The organism is Thermoleophilum album, from assembly GCF_900108055.1.
GTDB classification, from domain to species: domain Bacteria; phylum Actinomycetota; class Thermoleophilia; order Solirubrobacterales; family Thermoleophilaceae; genus Thermoleophilum; species Thermoleophilum album.
The window spans coordinates 550,912-568,963 of sequence record NZ_FNWJ01000001.1; the positions used below are offsets into that span (position 1 = coordinate 550,912).

General features: G+C 68.7%; 18 protein-coding genes and 2 tRNA genes. 6 read left to right on the plus strand and 14 right to left on the minus strand.

Annotated elements, in window-relative coordinates; translation table 11 throughout:
• Positions 1-73 precede the first annotated feature (73 nt).
• Positions 74-418 carry a hypothetical protein gene (locus BLW41_RS02720; protein ID WP_143038549.1) on the plus strand — a complete coding sequence of 115 codons (345 nt, stop codon included), beginning with the start codon at positions 74-76 and terminating at the stop codon, positions 416-418.
• A 143-nt stretch (positions 419-561) separates the two neighbouring features.
• A complete protein-coding gene (locus BLW41_RS02725; protein WP_218138204.1) occupies positions 562-1,545 on the plus strand; it encodes a TerC family protein in 984 nt (327 codons plus the stop codon).
• A gap of 173 nt (positions 1,546-1,718) precedes the next feature.
• Here the strand turns inward: BLW41_RS02725 and BLW41_RS02730 are convergent, their stop codons facing one another.
• On the minus strand, positions 1,719-1,937 hold the full coding sequence (locus tag BLW41_RS02730; RefSeq protein WP_093116001.1) for a hypothetical protein: 219 nt from the start codon (positions 1,935-1,937) through the stop codon (positions 1,719-1,721).
• A 180-nt stretch (positions 1,938-2,117) separates the two neighbouring features.
• Entirely contained in the window at positions 2,118-2,744 is a 627-nt protein-coding gene (locus tag BLW41_RS02735) for a class I SAM-dependent methyltransferase (protein ID WP_093116003.1), read from the minus strand.
• Positions 2,745-2,843: 99 nt separating this feature from the next.
• On the opposite strand from BLW41_RS02735, the gene BLW41_RS02740 reads away from it, so the two are divergent.
• Positions 2,844-3,155 (plus strand): ArsR/SmtB family transcription factor, encoded by a 312-nt coding sequence (locus BLW41_RS02740; RefSeq protein ID WP_218138205.1) that lies wholly within the window; start codon positions 2,844-2,846, stop codon positions 3,153-3,155.
• Entirely contained in the window at positions 3,152-5,092 is a 1,941-nt protein-coding gene (locus BLW41_RS02745; RefSeq protein WP_093116007.1) for a heavy metal translocating P-type ATPase, read from the plus strand. The genes BLW41_RS02740 and BLW41_RS02745 overlap by 4 nt, the downstream gene beginning before the upstream one ends.
• 11 nt (positions 5,093-5,103) lie before the next feature.
• On the opposite strand, the gene BLW41_RS02750 is transcribed toward BLW41_RS02745, so the two are convergent.
• Positions 5,104-6,378, minus strand: a complete 1,275-nt coding sequence (locus tag BLW41_RS02750) for a hypothetical protein (RefSeq protein ID WP_093116009.1) — start codon at positions 6,376-6,378, stop codon at positions 5,104-5,106.
• Positions 6,379-6,555: 177 nt separating this feature from the next.
• Here BLW41_RS02750 and BLW41_RS02755 point away from each other — a divergent pair, with 177 nt between their 5' ends.
• Both BLW41_RS02755 and BLW41_RS02760 read left to right on the plus strand, forming a co-directional pair.
• Complete coding sequence (locus tag BLW41_RS02755) at positions 6,556-7,581, plus strand: hypothetical protein (RefSeq protein ID WP_093116011.1); 1,026 nt, start codon at positions 6,556-6,558, stop codon at positions 7,579-7,581.
• Positions 7,582-7,733: 152 nt separating this feature from the next.
• Positions 7,734-7,961, plus strand: coding sequence for a hypothetical protein (locus BLW41_RS02760; RefSeq protein ID WP_093116012.1), 228 nt, complete (start codon positions 7,734-7,736; stop codon positions 7,959-7,961).
• 211 nt (positions 7,962-8,172) lie between these two features.
• Here the strand turns inward: BLW41_RS02760 and BLW41_RS02765 are convergent.
• From BLW41_RS02765 to purB, 11 genes are all read right to left on the minus strand, one after another.
• Positions 8,173-8,246: transfer RNA gene (locus BLW41_RS02765), tRNA-Glu, on the minus strand.
• Between the two features lie 42 nt (positions 8,247-8,288).
• Positions 8,289-8,361: transfer RNA gene (locus tag BLW41_RS02770), tRNA-Lys, on the minus strand.
• 9 nt (positions 8,362-8,370) lie between these two features.
• Positions 8,371-8,748 (minus strand): ArsR/SmtB family transcription factor, encoded by a 378-nt coding sequence (locus tag BLW41_RS02775; RefSeq protein ID WP_093116014.1) that lies wholly within the window; start codon positions 8,746-8,748, stop codon positions 8,371-8,373.
• 124 nt (positions 8,749-8,872) lie between these two features.
• Positions 8,873-10,474: a bifunctional phosphoribosylaminoimidazolecarboxamide formyltransferase/IMP cyclohydrolase gene (gene purH, locus BLW41_RS02780; protein WP_093116016.1), complete on the minus strand. Its 1,602-nt coding sequence runs from the start codon at positions 10,472-10,474 to the stop codon at positions 8,873-8,875.
• Positions 10,475-10,478: 4 nt separating this feature from the next.
• Positions 10,479-11,102, minus strand: a complete 624-nt coding sequence (gene purN, locus BLW41_RS02785) for a phosphoribosylglycinamide formyltransferase (RefSeq protein WP_218138206.1) — start codon at positions 11,100-11,102, stop codon at positions 10,479-10,481.
• Between the two features lie 44 nt (positions 11,103-11,146).
• The gene (gene purF / locus BLW41_RS02790) at positions 11,147-12,652 is read right to left on the minus strand and encodes an amidophosphoribosyltransferase (RefSeq protein WP_218138207.1); all 1,506 of its coding nucleotides are present in this window, start codon (positions 12,650-12,652) and stop codon (positions 11,147-11,149) included.
• A gap of 47 nt (positions 12,653-12,699) precedes the next feature.
• Entirely contained in the window at positions 12,700-14,928 is a 2,229-nt protein-coding gene (purL, locus tag BLW41_RS02795) for a phosphoribosylformylglycinamidine synthase subunit PurL (protein WP_218138208.1), read from the minus strand.
• Complete coding sequence (gene purQ, locus BLW41_RS02800) at positions 14,925-15,593, minus strand: phosphoribosylformylglycinamidine synthase subunit PurQ (protein WP_093116018.1); 669 nt, start codon at positions 15,591-15,593, stop codon at positions 14,925-14,927. The genes purL and purQ overlap by 4 nt, the downstream gene beginning before the upstream one ends.
• A complete protein-coding gene (purS, locus tag BLW41_RS02805) occupies positions 15,593-15,817 on the minus strand; it encodes a phosphoribosylformylglycinamidine synthase subunit PurS (protein ID WP_093117274.1) in 225 nt (74 codons plus the stop codon). Before purS ends, purQ begins: the two co-directional genes overlap by 1 nt.
• Entirely contained in the window at positions 15,814-16,704 is an 891-nt protein-coding gene (locus tag BLW41_RS02810; RefSeq protein ID WP_093116020.1) for a phosphoribosylaminoimidazolesuccinocarboxamide synthase, read from the minus strand. The genes purS and BLW41_RS02810 overlap by 4 nt, the downstream gene beginning before the upstream one ends.
• Positions 16,705-16,758: 54 nt before the next feature.
• Positions 16,759-18,042, minus strand: coding sequence for an adenylosuccinate lyase (gene purB / locus BLW41_RS02815; protein WP_093116022.1), 1,284 nt, complete (start codon positions 18,040-18,042; stop codon positions 16,759-16,761).
• Positions 18,043-18,052: the final 10 nt, after the last annotated feature.

Below are 18,052 nucleotides of genomic sequence, written 5' to 3' on the forward strand. Positions count from 1 at the left end.
CGAGCCTAGCGGCCCTGAGCCCGCTCCTGACCTCTGGGCCTTGGCGCAAGTCGAGCCCCCTACGATGCTCGGCGTGGACCGGCCGCTCTTCTGGCGTGCACTCCTTACGCAAGGCCTACTGGTGGGTCTGCTCTTCGGCACGCTCGCGGCACTGCCGCTGCCGCACGGCTTCTTCGAACGCTGGGGGTTCCTGGTCGGGCCGGTCGCCTGGGCGGCGTGTGCGCTCGTCAGCGCGCGCCTGTTGCGGCTGCCGCTGGCGTTCGTGCTGTTCTGCGCGCTGGCCGGCGGGGTCGCGGGCGTCCTTGTCCTGCTCGCGGCCTCGCACCTGGCGGGGATGGTTGCGGCGTTGCTCGTCTTCGCCGCTTCCTGCTCAGGGTACGGGACGCTACGCGAAAGCGAGGGCGGCTCGGCCCGGTAGACTCCCCGCCAGCTCGAAGGGAAGTATCCCCAACGGGTGGCGTACGTCAGGACGGTCGCCACGCAGTGGACGGCCCGGCGCCACCGGCCCGAGCGGCGGGAGAAACCTTCTCCGGTTGACAGATCGACCAGAGGAGGTTTTCCGTGCAGCTCTTCATCGCCGCCAGCGAGTCGACCACCAAGATCGGTACCGATCTCGACGTCGGCCCGGGGGCGTGGGCGATCCTGGGGGCGATCGTCGTCGCGATGATCGTCGTCGACTTCGCGATCTTCGGGCGCGGTCGGCGCGAGGTCTCGCTACGCGAGGCGGTGATTTGGTCGATCGGATGGCTGTTGCTGGCGATCGGCTTCACCGGCGTGCTCGCCGCCTGGGAAGGCTCATCGGCCGCCAGCGAGTACCTCGCCGGCTACCTGGTCGAGCGCTCACTTTCGCTCGACAACATCTTCGTCTTCGCGGTCATCTTCAGCTACTTCTCAGTGCCGCTGGCAGTGCAACCGCGAGTGCTCGCCTGGGGTATCGCCCTGGCGCTGGTGCTGCGCCTCGTGTTCATCGTCCTTGGTGCGGCGCTGCTAAGCGCGCTGCACCTGACGTTCTACGCCTTCGGGCTGCTCCTTCTCTACACGGCGTGGAAACTCTTCACGCACAAGGAGGCCGAGGTCCATCCTGAGTCCAACCCCGTACTCAAACTCGTGCGCCGCCGCGTGCCGATGACCAAGGACTACCGCGGCCATCGCGTGCTGGTACGCGAGCAGGGCAGGCTGATGGCGACGCCGTTGGTGGCGGTGTTCGTGGTGATCGCAACCACCGACATCGTCTTCGCTATCGACTCCATCCCGGCGATCTTCGCGATCACCACCGAACCATTCGTGGTCTTCGCCGCCAACGCCTTTGCGCTGCTCGGCATGCGCGCCCTGTACTTCGCGGTCGCCGGCCTCATGGACCGCTTCGCCTACCTCTCACAGGGGCTCGCGGTGATCCTTGCCTTCATCGCCGTGAAGATGCTGCTCGTCGACCTCTGGCACCCGCCGATCTGGCTGTCGCTCGCCGTGATCTGCGGGGTGCTCGCGGCGACCGCATGGATATCCCTGAAATTCGGACCGAAGCCCGCCGAGAAAGTCGAGGCTTAGCAGGCGCCATCGCTCGTGCTGTTCGGCGATCAGAAATAGGAGAGATCTACGAAGTCCCTAGAGCCGAGTGTTCATGCGGTCTTCGGACCTCAGCTTCAGCCGCCCCACACACGTGCCTACCGGGATCTTGCACACGGCAGCTGACGCCATCAGGATGAGGTAAGCCAAGGTGATCAGTCGAGTTCGAGCTGCTCGACCTCGAAGGGGATCTCGTCGTGCGATAGGACGACCGTGGCCTGCACCTCGGTGACGTCATGGATGTTCGGGTGGACCGAGTAGTCGCCGTCGCGGGTGAAGTGGTTGAGCGCCTTGGCGAGCCGGTTATTCACCGCTTCAACGTCCTCTTCGGCGACCTTGTGCCGCTCACGGCGCGATGGATCCAGTAGCGCCATGAGGCTGCAGTAGCTCTTGCCGGGTGATATCGGGCGCCCCGGCCGCGATCTTGAGTGCCGAAGCGCGCCGACCGCCGCGTCGGTCGCCTTCGGTCGACCCGGCCCGCTCGCAGCGCGAACACCTCCCGAGCGGATCGACGACGCGTCGCCGGACCGCTCTCAACGGGTCGGGACTCGCGGCTACTTGTCCCGCGGCGGCTTGACGAAGACGCTGTAGTGCCCGAGCAGCCGTCCGAGCCGGCGCTCGAACTCAAGGCCGGCGCTCTCGCCCCGGCGCCGCAGCGCCGCCGGGCTGATCCAGTGCGGATCGCCGAACAGCTCTCCGACCACCAGCCGGCCGCCGGGTCGCAGGACCCGCGCCAGCTCGTCCATGGCCGCCTGCTGGTCGGGCACCTCGCCGAGCACCGCCACCAGGTAGGCGGCGTCGAAGCTGCCGTCCGGGTACGGGAGGCTGCGCGCGTCGCCCTGGGTGGGCGTGATGTTCGAAAGGCCGCGGGCCTGAGCCCGGCGCATGGTGTGGTCGAGCATCTGCGGCTGCAGGTCGAAGATGTCGACCTGCCCGTCCGGACCCACCCACTCGGCCATGTCGAGTGTGTAGTAGCCGGTGCCGGGGCCGACCTCGAGCACTCGCTCGCCGGGCTGCGGCCTGAGCGCTTCGCGCAGGCGACCGCGCGTGATGAACGGATGCGGGAGCTGGACCCAGAAGCGCTGTCCGTAGGGGCAGGCCGAGGGGTTCTTGCGCCACCACAGCGCGCCGCCGAGCACGCCGGCGGCGGCGGCGGTGAGAACGTATGAGCGTCGAGTCATGTCTAAAGCATTACCAGACGCTCATATTCGTGTACAGTCATATGTGATGAGTTTTTCCACGGAGGTTCGGTGATGAGTTTTTCCACGGAGGTTCGCGCCGTGTTCCTGCACGGCCTGGCCGACCCGTCGCGGCTGGCGCTGGTCGAGCAGCTGGCCGACGGCAGCCGGCGTGTCTCAGACCTGGTCGACGCCACCGGGCTGACCCAGTCCAACGTGTCGCGGCATCTGTCGTGTCTGTGGGACTGCGGCCTGGTAGAGCGCGAGCGCCACGGCCGCGAGATCCACTACCGTCTCGTCGACGGCCTGGACGCGGTGCTCAGCGCCGTCGACAGCGTGCTCGAGCGGACCGCCGACCGGATCATGGCCTGCCCGCGCTACGGCGCGCTGGCCGCTCGGCGGGAGGCCGCATGAGCGAGTCCGTGGCCCCGGCCCAGGCGATGAGCTGGCGCGAGGCGACCTACAAGTTCGCGCCGCTGCGCAACGCGCTGATCGCCGGCCTGCTGCTCTTGGCCGGCATCGTGCTGGAGCTCATCGACGCGCCCCAGGCGCTGGCGATCGCTGCGTTCGTGGCCGCGATCCCGATCGGCGCGTGGTTCTTCGCCCAGGAAGGCTGGGAGGAGTTCATCGAGGAGCGCGAAATCGGCATCGAGGCCTTGATGCTGCTCGCGGCCGCAGGCTGCATCGTGTTCGGGCTGTGGGAGGAAGCGGCCGCGCTGGTGTTCCTGTACTCGCTGGCGGAGGCGATCGAGGAGCTGACGTTCACCCGCACGCGGTCGGCGATCCGCGAGCTGCTTGATCTCGCGCCCAAGCAGGCGCGACGGCTGACCGGCGGGCGCGAGGAGACGATCGACGCAGACCAGCTCCGCGTCGGCGACGTGATCGTGGTCCGTCCCGGTGAGGCGCTGCCCACCGACGGCGTGATCCTTGAGGGCAGCTCGACGTTCAACGAGGCACCGGTCACCGGCGAGTCGGTCCCGGTCGAGAAGGGCCCCGGCCAGCAGGTGTTCGCTGGCACCGTCAACGGCCAGCGCGCCGTCGAGGTGAAGGTCACCCGCCCCTACGCCGACAACACGCTGCAGCGGATCGTCCGTCTGGTCGAACAGGCCCAGAGCCAGAAGTCGCGCGCGCAGCGGTTCGTCGACCGTTTCGCCACCCGCTACAGCCCCGCGGTGCTGCTCGCCGCGGTGCTGGTGGCGGTCATCGGCGGCCTGGTCGACGGCGACTGGACCGAATCGGCGCTGCGCGGGGTCACCGTTCTGGTCGCCGGCGCGCCGTGCGCGCTGGTGATGTCCGTGCCGGTCGCTGTCGCCGCCGCGATCAGCCGGGCCGGACGCGACGGCATCCTGGTCAAGGGCGGCCTGCAGCTTGAAGCGCTCGGCCGTATCCAGGCCGTCGCGTTCGACAAGACCGGCACGCTCACCAAGGGCACGCCCGAGGTCACCGACGTCATCCCCCTGAACGGCTACGACCGCCACCAGGCGCTCGCGCTCGCCGCCGCGGTCGAGGCGCGCTCCGAGCACCCGCTCGCCCAGGCCATCGTCACCCGCGCCCGCGAGGAGGGCATCGAGCCCGCCGCGGCACAACAGTTCGAAGCGCTCGTCGGGCATGGTGCGATCGCGCAAGTGGACGGCACCGAGGTGTGGGTCGGCAGCCCGGAGCTGGCCGCCCAGCGCGCCGCCGCAGGCGAGCTTCCCGCCGACGTCGGCCGGCTGCAGGACGAAGGCAAGACCGTGGTGTTCGTCGGCCAGGACGACCGCCTCCTAGCGCTGGTGGCGCTGCGCGACGAGCCGCGGCCCGAAGCGACCCGCGCGATCGCCGAGCTGCGGCGCCTCGGGGTCAAGCACATCTCCATGCTCACCGGCGACAACCAGCGCACCGCGCGCGCGATCGCCGCGCAGCTGGGCCTGGACGCCTACTACGCCGAGCTCAAGCCCGAGGACAAGGTCACGCAGATCAGGCGCCTGCACGACGAGCACGGCGCGGTGGCGATGGTGGGCGACGGCATCAACGACGCGCCCGCTCTGGCGGCCGCCGACCTGGGCATCGCCATGGGCACCGCAGGCACCGACGCAGCGATCGAGGCGGCCGACGTCGCGCTGATGGCCGACGACATCACCAAGGTCGCCCAGGCGCTGAGCTTGGGACGCCGCGCTACGAGGATCTCGCGGCAGAACCTGCTGTTCAGCGTCGTCCTGCTGGCGGTGCTTATCCCCAGCGCCGTCGCCGGCGTGCTGACCGTCGTGGTCGCCGTCGCCGTGCACGAGGTCTCCGAGCTGCTGGCGGTCGTCAACGGCCTGCGGGCTGCCAAACGGCCAGCGGCCGCGCCCGCCGGATCGAACGCTGCCTGAGTCTCAGACGGTCAGAACGGCATGTCGTCGAGGTCGTCGACGTCGACCTCAGCGGCGTCCTTGCCGGGCTGGTCCTCGCGGTGGTCTTCGGTCTCGCCGGGCAGCTCGGGCGGCACGACCGGCGGCTCCTCGGGTTCCGCCGGATCGTCGGCGACGGCATCGGGGCTGAGCGCCAACGGCACGGCGGGCCCGATGCCGAGTGCGACTGCCTTGGTGCCGAACGGCCGGTCCAGGCCGAGCTCGTGGCGCAGGTTCGCCAGCGAGCTGGCGTACCCGGTGCCGTCGTCTTCGATGATCTGGTCGCGGTGCGGGACGCCGCGCGGCCGGCTGTCGGGCAGCCACTCCTCCCGCCAGCAGACCATGAGCCATTCGATGAGCAGCGCGGCGTTCGCGCGCAGCTGCTGGTTGTCGCGACCACGGCGCTTGGGACGCAGCGCGTGATCGTCGGCGCCGGAACGCCAACGCACGCGCCAGTGATGATGGACGCGCTCGTAGCGGTGGTGGGAATGACGCAGCGCGAGGTACGTCGGCGTGTCGCGCCACAGCGGAACCAGCATCCGCCAGGACACGTTGCAGCCGATGCTCTGGCGCGTCTCGCAGCCGGCCGTGATCGGCTGCAGGCACTGCACGTACAGCCGCGGGCCACGGTTGCCGCCGGCGGTGCGCGTGAACGAGATGAACCGGGTCGGAGAGCCGCAGTGCTTGTAGCGGACCACGCCGTGCCGGTCGTGCGTGTCGCAGTCCTCCATCTCGCGCTCGGGCCGCACGTTCGACGCCCGCCACGGGAACACCGACGCGACACCCAACCGGGTGTTGTGCTCAAAGGCCGGCGACACCGAGTAGCCGCGATCGCCGACGACCGCGCGCGGCAGCACGCCGGTGTTCTTGGTCGCCGCGTCGAGCAGCTCCGGGTACGTGTAGTACTCCTGCGTCGACGCGGACGTGACCCGGACGGCGACCGGGGCGCCGATGAAGTGGTCGATCGCCTTGGCGTTGTAGAAGCCGACCCAGAACCGCTTGACCTTGTTGCCGCGGACGTAGGCGCGCACGCCGGCGGTCGCGTCGAGCACCGCGTACCAGCAGCCGCCAACGCGGACGCGCAAGAGCGGGTCGAGCAGGCGGTGCGGCGGCCCCTCGTAGCGGCGCAGGGTCCGGATCACCCATACCGGATTGAAGATGTGGGCGTGGGTCTTGAATTTCGTCGCGTCCTGCAGCCACTCAGGAGCGTGGCGGTCGAGGGCCAATGTTCGAGTCTCTTCCGGGGCGGTCGCGGTGGCGGCGAACATACGTTCGCATACGTTGTCAGACCGGGCAGACGGACGCAAACGCCCGTTTCCGGCTGACGAGGGTGACAGCCCGCGCCGCGCGAGGGCTTCTCAGGGTGTAGCTATAGGCCCGCCCGTCCCGCGTGGACATCGCACCGGGCTGCGTTGTGTCCTGCGGCCGCGCAAGTCTCGCTCTCGTTGCCTCCGTTCACCGCCACTCACACCCCGCGCCAGCTGCTCGAGATCGTGCGGGCGGTCTCGTTGCACGCCGACGCTGATGCTCCGACGTCGGTCACCACGCGCGCGTGGAACGAGCACCGCGCGCCCGCCGGCTTTCCGGATGCACCGCAAGCGTTCTCCATGACCAAACGCCTTGGCGTCTCGTGGGCGCAGCTGCTGCGTGCCGCCCACGCGCCGCCCGACGACGCGCTCCGTCAGCTACGCAACTTCCAGGCCGACAAAGGGCGCAAGGGGCTCACGCTCGCCGGCGTCTTCATCGCGCTGCGGCAGGCCGCACATCGCCTCGGTCAGACCAGTGTCAACCGCACCGATTACGTCCGCGCGCGTGATCTGATACTCGCCCCGAGCGCCAGGACCAGGCATGCGGCGACCGCGGCGCGTGCGATACCCGCGCTGACCGCGATCGACGATCTGCTGAAGCGCCATGGTCTGAGCTGGGAGCAGGGACTCGAGCGCGCCGGATTGGAGCCGCCCGAACGCATCGTCCGAAGCGGCCTCTCACTCGAGGAGGCGGTGCGTGCGTTCGTAGAGGACACCGGCCGGCTGCCACGTTCACGACGGCAGATCTTCGACTGGGCCGACCACCGTGGTGTTGCGCTTCGACGCATCGACCGCTTCACGGAGGAGTTTCAGCGGGCGACCACGACGGTCCTGGCACAGCGGGAGCTCGACGGCCTGCCGCCGGTCGAGGTCGCGGACGCCGGCCTCCGGTTCGAGTCAGCCGCCGACGGGAGTATCGGGCCGCAGAAGGTTCGCCACCGCTGGACGCGCGAGACGCTGATCGCGGGCATGGCCCTCGCCATCCGGGAGCTTGGTCCCGGCCGGCAGCTCGACCAGCGCTCCCTCAAGCAGGTCGCCGCCGACCGTCGCGATCTGCCGATCCCGTCGTACTCGGTCGTCTACCGCCATTTGCAGAAGCACCCGGACGACACCTGGGATCAGTGGCGACGCGAAGCCGAAGCACTCTCGCGGGCAAGCGCCTGACGCCACGCCCACGACGCGCATCGCCCAGGCCGTCCCCCTGAAGTGACCGTGCCGCGGTCACTTTTTCCGACGTCCGCGCGGTCACCGCCAGCTATCCGGCGCGATCGCCCGCGAAGACTGGCAATCGCGCCGACCTGCCGCACGGTCAGACCATGAACGGCCCGACCGCTCTCGTCGTCGACGGGTACGGCTACTACCACCCCGAGTGCTGCCTGACATCCGAGACTGGCGACTCGCCCGTCGCGATGTACGACGACGACCTGGCGCACATCAGCGGAGACATCAGCTGCGAGGGGTGCATGCAGACCCTCAACGGCCACCTGACCGACTACGCCGAGCTTGCGGCCCTCAATCTGGCTCCCGGCCCCGGACGGCCGTAGAGCTCGCCGGCGCCCGTGCCATCCGGCTGACGTGATGACGTGTCGCCCGCCTGAGCGCTGCGCCAATCTCGCATAAACACTGCGATTTTCGGCTCGGTGTGTGGGAGGGCTTCCCCACGGCCTCGATGGAGGCCGTTACCTGCCACGAGAAAGGCCCGCGTTTGCGGGCCTTTTCCGGTACTTCGTAGAACTGTTCGTAGAACTGTCCAAATAGGGGCGACGGGATTCGAACCCGCGACCTCCGGCTTGAAAGGCCGGCGTCCTAGGCCTCTGGACCACGCCCCCGCGGCGCGCCAAGTCTAGGGGCCACGAGCGGTCGACCGCGAGTGGGCCGCCTGGGACTCGAACCCAGAACCACCGGGTTAAAAGCCCGTTGCTCTACCAATTGAGCTAGCGGCCCGCGCCGATGCTAGACGGAAGCGCGGTCGCCCCGCGCACGCCAGCGTTCACCGGCCGCGCGCACAGCACCGTTTCCGTGCCCCGAGTCGGGCGCATCGAGCACGGCGTCGATCAGACCGGGAAAGCGCGCCTCCAGATCTTCGAGGCGCAGCGAGACCAAGCGCCTCCGCCCGTCGGGCCGTGTCCACACCACACCCGCCTCCCGGAGAACGCGCAGGTGGTGCGAGAGGGTCGCCTTCGAGAGACCGAGATCGAACGCACCGCACGGCAACTCGCCGCCATCGCTGCGCAGCTCGCGAACGATCGCGAGCCGCGCCGGATCGCTCAACGCGTGCAACACACTCGCCAACTCGATCCCGGCGCGCGGCGGGTGGTGCGGCTCTCTCATCGACGAGCCTCCCCGAACATGCGCCACCGATCCTAGCCCCGCCGCCGCGCAGCCCGACACAGCTGGCCCACGCACGGCACCCGATCGCGGCGGCAACAGCCAGCGACTGAGGTCGGTCAGTGCTTCAGTGCTTGAAGTGACGGCGCTGCGTGAAAACCATGGGCACGCCCCGTCGGTCGCACGCCGCGATCACCTCGGGGTCGCGCTGCGAGCCACCCGGCTGGATGATCGCGCTCACCCCCGCCTCCATCGCCAGCTCGGGTCCGTCGGGGAAGGGGAAGAAGGCGTCGGACGCCATTACCGCGCCGGCCACGTCGAGCCCCGCGATGCGGGCCTTCTCGAGCGCGATGCGAACCGAGTCGACGCGACTCATCTGACCGGCACCGATGCCCACCGTCGCGCCGTTGCGGGCGAGCACAATCGCGTTCGAACGAACGTGCTTGCAGACGCGCATCGCGAACAGCAGATCGCCCCACTGTTCCTCAGTGGGGCGGGCAGTCGTCACGACACGCATCTGCTCACGCGGCTCGAGGCCGCTGTCGCGGTCCTGAACGAGGATGCCGCCGCGCACGCGCTTGAAGTCGTGCTCGCCAGCGAGCGCCCGACGGCGTTCCTGATTCCAAAGGATGCGCACATTCGGTTTGCGCATCAAAAGTTCCAGGGCCTCGTCGTCGTAGCCGGGAGCGAACACAAGCTCAACGAAGAGCTCGTGGAGACGCTTAGCGAGCGCTGCGTCAACCGAGCGGTTAAAGCAGTAAACGCCGCCGAAAGCGCTCTGGGGGTCGCACTCGAGCGCCTTCTCGAAGGCGTCGCGCAGATTCGCAGCGACTGCGCAGCCGCAGGGATTGTTGTGCTTGATGATCACCGCCGCCGGCAGCTCGAACTCCTCGACCACCCGCCGCCCCGAATCGAGGTCGAGCAGGTTGTTGAACGACAAGTCGCGGCCGTGCAGCTTCGAGACCATCGAGAGCAGGTGGCTGCGCGTGCCGACCTCGGCGTAGTAGGCGGCGCGCTGGTGGGGGTTCTCGCCGTAAGCGAGGTCGAGCACTTTCTCGAAGGCGAAGGTCGCGTGCTGCGGAAACTCCTCCTCACGTCCGCTGAACCAGCGCGAGATCGCAGCCTCGTAGCGCGCTGTGTAAGCGAACGCTTCGGCCGCCAGCGCCTCCCGCGTGCGGAACGAGATCGCGCCGTCCTGCTCGCGCAACTCCTCGAGCACCGCGTCGTAGCTCTCGGGCGAGACGACGACCGCACAGAACGCATGGTTCTTGGCAGCGGCGCGGATCAGGGTCGGCCCACCGATATCGATGTTCTCGATGACTTCGCGGTCCGAGACACCGCGCCTGGCCACCACCCGCTCGAACGGGTAGAGGTTCACGCAAACGAGGTCGATGGGTTCGATCCCCAGTTGCCGCAGCGTCTCGGCATGGGCGGGATCCGAGCGAACCGCCAAGATGCCTGCGTGGATGCGCGGGTTCAGGGTCTTGACGCGGCCATCGAGGATCTCCGGGAAGCCGGTGTAGTCCTCGACCGCGCGCACGTCTAACCCCGCGCGCCGCAGCTCTTGGGCAGTTCCGCCGGTCGAGACGATCTCGACCCCGAGCTCCGCCAGCCCGCGCGCGAAGTCGACGATGCCACGCTTGTCGGAGACAGTCAGCAAGGCGCGCCTGACGCGGACCTCGTCGGGCGCCTCGATCGCTGTCGTTGCCGGCTCGCGCTGATCGGACATGGCTCTAGTTTCGGTTCCTCTCGACGTGCACCACGCGGGGGTCACGCTCGTCGCGTCTGACCGCGCCCGCCGCGATCAAACGGACGGCTTCGGGCAACAGTCGGTGCTCGACAGCATGGATGCGTCGCTCGAGCTCCGACACGTCGCGAGAATACGGGACCTCGACGGCCTCTTGCAGGATGATCGGACCGGTGTCGACGCCCTCGTCGACAAAGTGCACGGTCACACCGGTCACCTTGACACCGTAAGCGAGTGCCTGCTCGATCGCGCGCGTGCCCGGGAACGACGGAAGCAGCGCCGGGTGAACGTTCACGATCCGCCAGCGAAAGCGCTCGACGAAGGCGCCCGAGAGGATCTCCATGAAACCGGCGAGCACGATCAGATCCACGGCGCGTCGCTCGAGCCAGTCCCCGAGCGCGCGGTCGCGGTCTCTGCGCGTTGGGTAATCGTCGGCCGCGAACACCGCGGTTTCGATCCCCGCCCGCTCGGCGCGCGCAAGCGCCGGAACAGCGGGCCGACTGGACGCGACCGCGACGATCTCGATGCCCTCCCGACCGTGCACCTGGTCGATCAGCGCCTGGAGGTTGCTGCCGCGACCGGAGACGAGAACTGCGATCCGGAAAGCCACGGCGGCATCATCGCCCGAGCGCGCCGCCAGTGTCGGCCCGCGCTTCAGCGACGCGCCATCGGTAACTCTTCGAGCGCGTACTTCCCGACCTTTCGGCGCTCGGTGTCGGCGATCGGATACTCGCCGGTGAAGCAAGCGTCGCAGTGCTCGGAACGCAAGCCCCCGATCGCCTCGTAGAGACCTTCGAGCGACAGGTATGCGAGCGAGTCACAACCAAGCTCGCGAGCTATCTCTGCAGGCTCGCGACCGTGGGCGATCATCTCCTCGCGAGTCGACATGTCGATCCCGTAGTGGCAGGGGTGGCGAATCGGCGGCGAGGAGATGCGCAGATGGATCTCGCGTGCGCCGGCGTCGCGCAGCATGCCCACGATCTGGCGAGTGGTGTTGCCGCGCACGATCGAATCGTCGATGACCACTAGCCGTTTCCCATTGACGACCTCGCGCAGCGGGTTGAACTTCATGCGCAAGCCGTGGCGGCGGAGCTCCTGACCGGGCTCGATAAAGGTGCGCGCCACGTAGCGGTTCTTGATCAGCCCTTCGTCGCGCGGAATGCCGGAAGCCTTGGCGAAGCCGACGGCGGCGGCGTTGCCCGAATCCGGCACGGCCACCACGAGGTCGGCCTCCACCGGCGCCTCCCGCCAGAGGATTTCGCCCATCCGCCGGCGCGCGACCTGCGTGCGCACGCCCTCGAGGATGGAGTCGGGGCGTGCGAAGTAGATGTGTTCGAAAACGCAGAACGCCCGCCGCGGTGAGGCCGCCACACGCTGCGACTGGAGCCCCTTCGGACCGAGCACGATCATCTCTCCGGGCTCGACCTCGCGCACCAGCTCGGCGCCGATGATGTCGAACGCGCAGCTCTCCGATGCAACGCACCAGTGCTCACCGATACGGCCAAGGGCCAGCGGCCGCAAGCCGTAGGGGTCCCGGAAAGCGATGACCGCGTCGGTCGTCAGAACCACCGTCGAGAAAGCGCCCTCGAGCTCCGGCACCACCGCGGCCACCGCGTCGCTAACGGCGTCGGCCGGGTGGCGCGATATCAGTGCGGCGATGATCTCGGAGTCGGAGGTACCCGCGAACGACACGCCCTCCGCAACCAAGCGCTCGTGGAGCGCGACCGCGTTCGTCAGGTTGCCGTTGTGAGCCAGCGCCAGCCGGTGGTGGTCGGACCGCCAAACCGGCTGCGCGTTCTCCCAATGCGGCGAGCCGGTCGTGGAGTAGCGAACGTGGCCGATCGCCGCTTTGCCGACTAGCGCACGCAGCTTGTCGTCGGTGAAGACCTGGGAGACGAGCCCGAGGTCACGGACCGTCGTGATTTCTCCACCATCGGAGGCGGCGATCCCAGCGGACTCTTGCCCGCGGTGTTGAAGCGCGTAGAGAGCGAAGTAGGCGAGGCGGGCGACGTCGTGGCCAGGTGCGTATACGCCAAAGACACCGCACTCGTCGCGCGGCCCTTCGCGCTCGCGAAGCTGCTCGTCGGGACCCATTTGGCGCCGGCCGAAGACGCGGGCGCCCGGGGAGCGCGCCGCACGATCGAGGTTACCAGCGACCATCACAGCGGCTGACACAGCGACCGGCGAAAACCGGACGACCGGGGCGCCTACGGTCCTGCCAGTGCCGCTGCGAGCGGGGTCGACCACGCCACCCGCATTTCATCGAGAGCGAGATCGAGCGACTCGCGGCCAGCGCGTACACGCAGCCGCTCGTCGCCGACCACACCGATCACCTGCCCGAGCGGCGCGACCGCGTGACGTGGACCGGACACCACGAACCATCCCGGACCTTCGCCGAAGAGCTCCTCCTCGGCGGCCGAGTCCAGTTCGACCTCCGCGCCAAGCCCGCCCAGCAGAGCGCACTCCGCGAGCGCCACCAGCAGTCCGCCTTCGGCAACGTCGTGGGCGCTCGCCAAGATCCCTTGGCGGGCTGCGTCACGGACGCGCGCCAACACCTCGATGACGTCACCCGGATCGAACTCCGCGAGCGCCTCGGGCAACCCCTCTCCGCGCAGGCGCGAGAGCTCCGAGGCAGCCAACGAGCGGCGCCCGCCCGGGCCGACCAGCACGATCGCATCGCCCTCCCGTGCGAACCCGGCACGAGGCGCGTTGGCTGCGTCCTCGACGAGCCCGAGCATGCCAACGATCGGTGAGGGAAGGATGGGGCCTCGCTCGCTCTCGTTGTAGAGCGAGACGTTACCGCCGACCACCGGGATGCCTAGTGCGCGGCAGGCGTCGGCGAGTCCTTGCACCGCGTGCTCGAGCTGCCAAGCCGCCCACGGGCGCTCGGGGTTGCCGAAGTTCAGGCAGTTGGTGAGACCGAGCGGCGTCGCCCCCACGCACGCGAGGTTCGCGGCGCACTCCAGCACTGCCTCGACGGATCCGCGATAAGGGTCGGCGGCGACGCGCCAGCCGTTGCCGTCGGTGGCCACGGCGACCGCACGGCGCGAGTCGTGCTCGGGGTCGACGAGCAGAACCGCCGCGTCAGCCTCCCCTGGGCGGAGCACGGTCCGCGAGCCGACGAGCCAGTCGTACTGCTCGTAGACCGGCAAGCGGGAGCAGAGGTTAGGGCTGCCAAGCAGCGTCAACAGTTGCTGGCGCAGGTCCGCTGGCGCGTCGAGGCGCGGGCGCGGCGGCGGATAAAGACTACGTGGGGGGCGTTCACCTCGCAGCTCGTAGGTCGGGCACTCGTCAACGAGCAGCCGAGCCGGTATCTCGCCGACTAAACGCCCGTTGTCGAAGACCCGCAACTGGCCGGTGGTGGTCACCTGTCCGACGATCGTCGCCCGTACTTCGTGGCGAGCGCAGATCGCGGTGACCTCATCGACCCGGGCGGGCTCGACGACGCACAGCATCCGCTCTTGCGACTCCGAGATCATGATCTCGAAGGGCTCCATCTCCGGTTCGCGCAGGGGCACGCGACGCACCTCGATGTCGATCCCGACCCCACCCTTCGCAGCCATCTCCGCCGCGCTCGAAGAGAGCCCAGCAGCGCCGAGATCCTGGAGAGCAACCAACAGTCGCCGCTCGACCAACTCGAGGCAGCACTCGATCAGCTTCTTTTCCTCGAACGGGTCGCCGATCTGGACGCTTGGCCGCTTGTCGGTATCGGACTCGTCGAGGTCGGCGCTGGCTAGCACCGAGGCGCCACCGATACCGTCGCGCCCGGTCAGCGCACCGAGTAGCAGCACACGGTTGCCGGGGCCCGCAGCGGCACTTCGCACCAGCTGCTCACGCCGCGCGATACCCACGCACATCGCGTTGACCAAACAGTTCTGCTCGTACGCGCGATCGAAGTAGATCTCACCGCCGACCGTCGGCACGCCGACGGCGTTGCCGTAGTGCGCAATTCCGCGCACCACGCCGTCCAGCAGGTAGCGCGAGCGCGCGGAGTCGGGCTCTCCGAAGCGCAGCGAGTCGAGAACGGCGATCGGTCGCGCCCCAAGCGCGAGCACGTCGCGCAGGATGCCGCCGACGCCGGTAGCTGCCCCCTGGAAGGGCTCGATCGCGCTCGGATGGTTGTGTGACTCGATCTTGAAGGCGGCCACGAAGCCGCCGCCGACGTCGACCGCCCCGGCGTTCTCACCGGGCCCGAATACCAGCCTCGAACTCGCCCGCGGGAACCTCCGCAGCAACCGGCGGCTGTGCTTGTAGCCGCAGTGCTCCGACCAAAGCAGGGAGAAGATCGCGAGCTCGAGCTCGTTCGGACGGCGGCCCAATTTTTCGCAGATGAGGTCGAACTCGGCGTTCGTCAGGCCAAGCTCGAGCGCGCGATCACGCAGCTGGTCGGGCGACCCGGCAGCGGTGATCGCGCCGTTGCGGGGGCGCGCCTTCACGCCGCCACCGCCAGACGTGCGACGCACTGGAAGAGGCGGGCGCCGTCGGCCGAGCCGAGCAGCGGGTCGACGGCGTGCTCGGGGTGCGGCATCAGCCCGACGACGTTTCCTCGTTCGTTGGCGATGCCCGCGATGTCGCGCTCGGAGCCGTTCGGGTTGTGACCGGGCGCGTAGCGGAAGACCACGCGCTCGCTCCGCTCCAATTCGTCGAGCACCTGCGACGGCGCCCAGTAGCGCCCGCTTTGGTGCTTGACGGGAATGCGCAAGCGCTCCCCCTGGCCCAAGCAGGCAGTGAATGCCGAGCGCGTCGAGGCGACTTCGATCTCGACTTCCCGACACACGAAGCGGAGCCCGGCATTCGGCAACAACGCGCCCGGCAGCAGCCCCGCCTCGCAAAGCACTTGGAACCCGTTGCAGATGCCGAGCACCGGGCCGCCACGGTCCGCGTGGGCGCGCACCGCGGCCATCACTGGCGAGAGCCCAGCGAGCGCCCCTGCGCGCAGGTAGTCGCCGTACGAGAAACCGCCGGGTATCACCACGCAGTCGGCACCGCCCAGATCACGTTCGTAGTGCTCGACGAGCCGTGCGTCGCCGAAGCGGGAACAAGCGAGCAGCGCGTCGCGGTCATCACACGACCCTGGGAAACGCACGACCGCGAAGCGCATCAGCGCTCCTCGAGGATCTCGTAATCCTCGATCAACGTGTTCGCCAGCAGGCGCTCGCAGAGTTCCGGCACGCGCTCCGGGTGTTCGGTCTCAAGCTCCACGAGGCGTCCCACCCGGACGTTGCGAAAACCTTCGAAGCCAAGCGCTGGCAAGGCCCGCTCGACCGCCTGGCCCTGGGGGTCGAGCAGGCCGCGCTTCGGCCGGATCAGTACGCGAACCTTCATCGCGCCCCCGCCCGCTTCAGCCACGCGGAGAAGGGCTCACCAGTGAGTCGCTCGTAAACCTCGATGTAGCGAGCTCGGGTGCCGTCGACAACCTTCGAGGGAAGGGGGGGCGCCGGTGGCGTGCGATCCCAACCGATCTCGGTTGCCCAGTCGCGCACGTACTGCTTGTCGAAGGAGGGCTGCGGTCGTCCCGGCTTGTAGCCGTCTGCCGGCCAGAAGCGCGAAGAGTCGGGAGTCAGCAGCTCGTCGGCAAGCACGATCGTGCGATCGGCACGCAGGCCGAACTCGAACTTCGTGTCGGCCAGGAGGATGCCGCGCGTGCGCGCGTGCGCGGCACCGAAGCGGTAGAGCTCGATCGAGATCCGCCGCAGCTCCTCGAGTAAGCCGCGATCACCGACGATCGCTGCCGCCGTGTCGAAATCGACGTTCTCGTCGTGCCCCTCGGCAGCCTTCGTAGCGGGCGTAAAGATCGGCTCGGGTAATTCGGCTGCCTGCTCCAAGCCCTCCGGCAACTCGATCCCACAGACCGTCCCTCGTTCGCGGTACTCGAGCCACGCGGACCCCGCCAAGTACCCACGCACCACACACTCCAGCGGGATCATCTCGAGCCGCTCGACTAACAGCGCCCGTCCCTTGACGGCTTGCGGTACCTCGGTGAACGAGATCAGATGGTTCGGGCAGATGTGGCGTGTGCGCTCGAACCAGAAGACCGACAAGCCAGTTAGCACCGCGCCTTTGTCGGGAATCGGGTTCGGGTGTACGACGTCGAAGGTCGAGATGCGGTCGGAAGTGACCAGCAACAGGCGGTCGTCGCCGACGGCGTAGACGTCGCGAACCTTGCCCTGCGAAACGAGCTCGAGCGAGTCGAGGAGCTGCGCGCCGATCATCGGCCCGCCAGGGTAACAGCGCCTATCGACCGCACCGGCCGGTCGATTCCGCGCCTAGGTGAGTGCGTCGAGCCGCGCCACGATCTCTTCCGCGTGCCGCACGAACGGGCTCGGATCGAAGATCGCCTGGAGATCTAGCTCCGGTGCCTCCTGCGCTAGAAGCTCCCGGAACTCCACTCCCTCGTCGAACGCCCGCTGCGCAGCCCGCTGCACGATTCGGTAGGCCTCGTCGCGGCTACGACCCGCAGCGACCAACGCCAGCAACGCCCGCTGCGAGTACAGGGCACCGTGGGTGAGTTCGAGATTGCGGCGCATGCGATCGACGTTCACGCGCATCCCCTCGACCACGCGCAGCGCGAGGTGCTGGGCGTAATCGAGGAGGATCATCGCGTCGGGCAGCGCCACCCGCTCGACCGACGAGTGCGATATGTCGCGCTCGTGCCACAGCGCCACGTTTTCGAGCGCCGCCTGCTGGTATCCGCGCAGCAGCCGCGCGATTCCGCAAAGGCGCTCGCTCAAAATCGGATTGCGCTTGTGCGGCATCGCCGACGATCCCTTCTGCGCCCCGGCGCGGAACGGTTCCTCGACCTCGCGCACCTCAGTGCGCTGGAGCAGGCGGATCTCAGTAGCCAGTCGCTCGAGGCCGGCCCCCGCAAGCGCCACTGCCTGCAGCAACTCGGCATGACGATCGCGCGGGACCACCTGCGTCGAGACGTCCTCGCGCCGCAAACCGAGCTTGCGCATCACCCGTTCCTCGAGCTCGGGGCTGGCGGCCGCATAGGTGCCTACGGCTCCTGAGATGGCGCCGGTCGAGGCCTGCTCGATGGCGCGCTCCAGACGGCGCAGGTTACGGTCGGCTTCGAAAGCGAAGCCGGCGAGTTTGATGCCGAACGTCGTCGGCTCTGCGTGAACGCCGTGGGTGCGGCCAACGCAGATCGTGTGCACGTGCTCGCGCGCGCGCCGCACGAGCGCATCGCGGAGCGCCCGCGCGCCGCCGACGATCAAGAGTCCCGCTTCGGCGATCTGCAGCGCCAACGCGGTGTCGATCACATCCGAAGAAGTGAGCCCGTAGTGGATCCAGCGGCCAGCCTCGCCGACCGATTCCGCGACGACGTCGACGAAGGCCGCCAAGTCGTGGTCGGTCAGGCGTTCGCGCTCGCGTACCGCCTCGCGGGTGAAACTTGCTCGTTCGCGGATCGCAGCGGCGTCCTCGGCTGGCACGACGCCCATCTCCGCGAGCGCCTCGACCACTGCCAGCTCGACCGCTAACCACGTCTCGAGCTTCCGCTGCTCGGACCAGATCGCACCCATTTCGGGGCGGGTGTAACGCTCGATCATCGCCCGACCG

Coding starts and splice junctions, on each gene's coding strand:
- BLW41_RS02730 (WP_093116001.1), bottom strand. CDS start 1,937: ATGGCGCTACTGGATCCATCGCGCCGTGAGCGGCACAAGGTCGCCGAA.
- BLW41_RS02735 (WP_093116003.1), bottom strand. CDS start 2,744: ATGACTCGACGCTCATACGTTCTCACCGCCGCCGCCGCCGGCGTGCTC.
- BLW41_RS02745 (WP_093116007.1), top strand. CDS start 3,152: ATGAGCGAGTCCGTGGCCCCGGCCCAGGCGATGAGCTGGCGCGAGGCG.
- BLW41_RS02750 (WP_093116009.1), bottom strand. CDS start 6,378: ATGTTCGCCGCCACCGCGACCGCCCCGGAAGAGACTCGAACATTGGCC.
- BLW41_RS02760 (WP_093116012.1), top strand. CDS start 7,734: ATGAACGGCCCGACCGCTCTCGTCGTCGACGGGTACGGCTACTACCAC.
- BLW41_RS02775 (WP_093116014.1), bottom strand. CDS start 8,748: ATGAGAGAGCCGCACCACCCGCCGCGCGCCGGGATCGAGTTGGCGAGT.
- purH (WP_093116016.1), bottom strand. CDS start 10,474: ATGTCCGATCAGCGCGAGCCGGCAACGACAGCGATCGAGGCGCCCGAC.
- purF (WP_218138207.1), bottom strand. CDS start 12,652: ATGGTCGCTGGTAACCTCGATCGTGCGGCGCGCTCCCCGGGCGCCCGC.
- purQ (WP_093116018.1), bottom strand. CDS start 15,593: ATGCGCTTCGCGGTCGTGCGTTTCCCAGGGTCGTGTGATGACCGCGAC.
- purS (WP_093117274.1), bottom strand. CDS start 15,817: ATGAAGGTTCGCGTACTGATCCGGCCGAAGCGCGGCCTGCTCGACCCC.
- BLW41_RS02810 (WP_093116020.1), bottom strand. CDS start 16,704: ATGATCGGCGCGCAGCTCCTCGACTCGCTCGAGCTCGTTTCGCAGGGC.
- purB (WP_093116022.1), bottom strand. CDS start 18,042: ATGATCGAGCGTTACACCCGCCCCGAAATGGGTGCGATCTGGTCCGAG.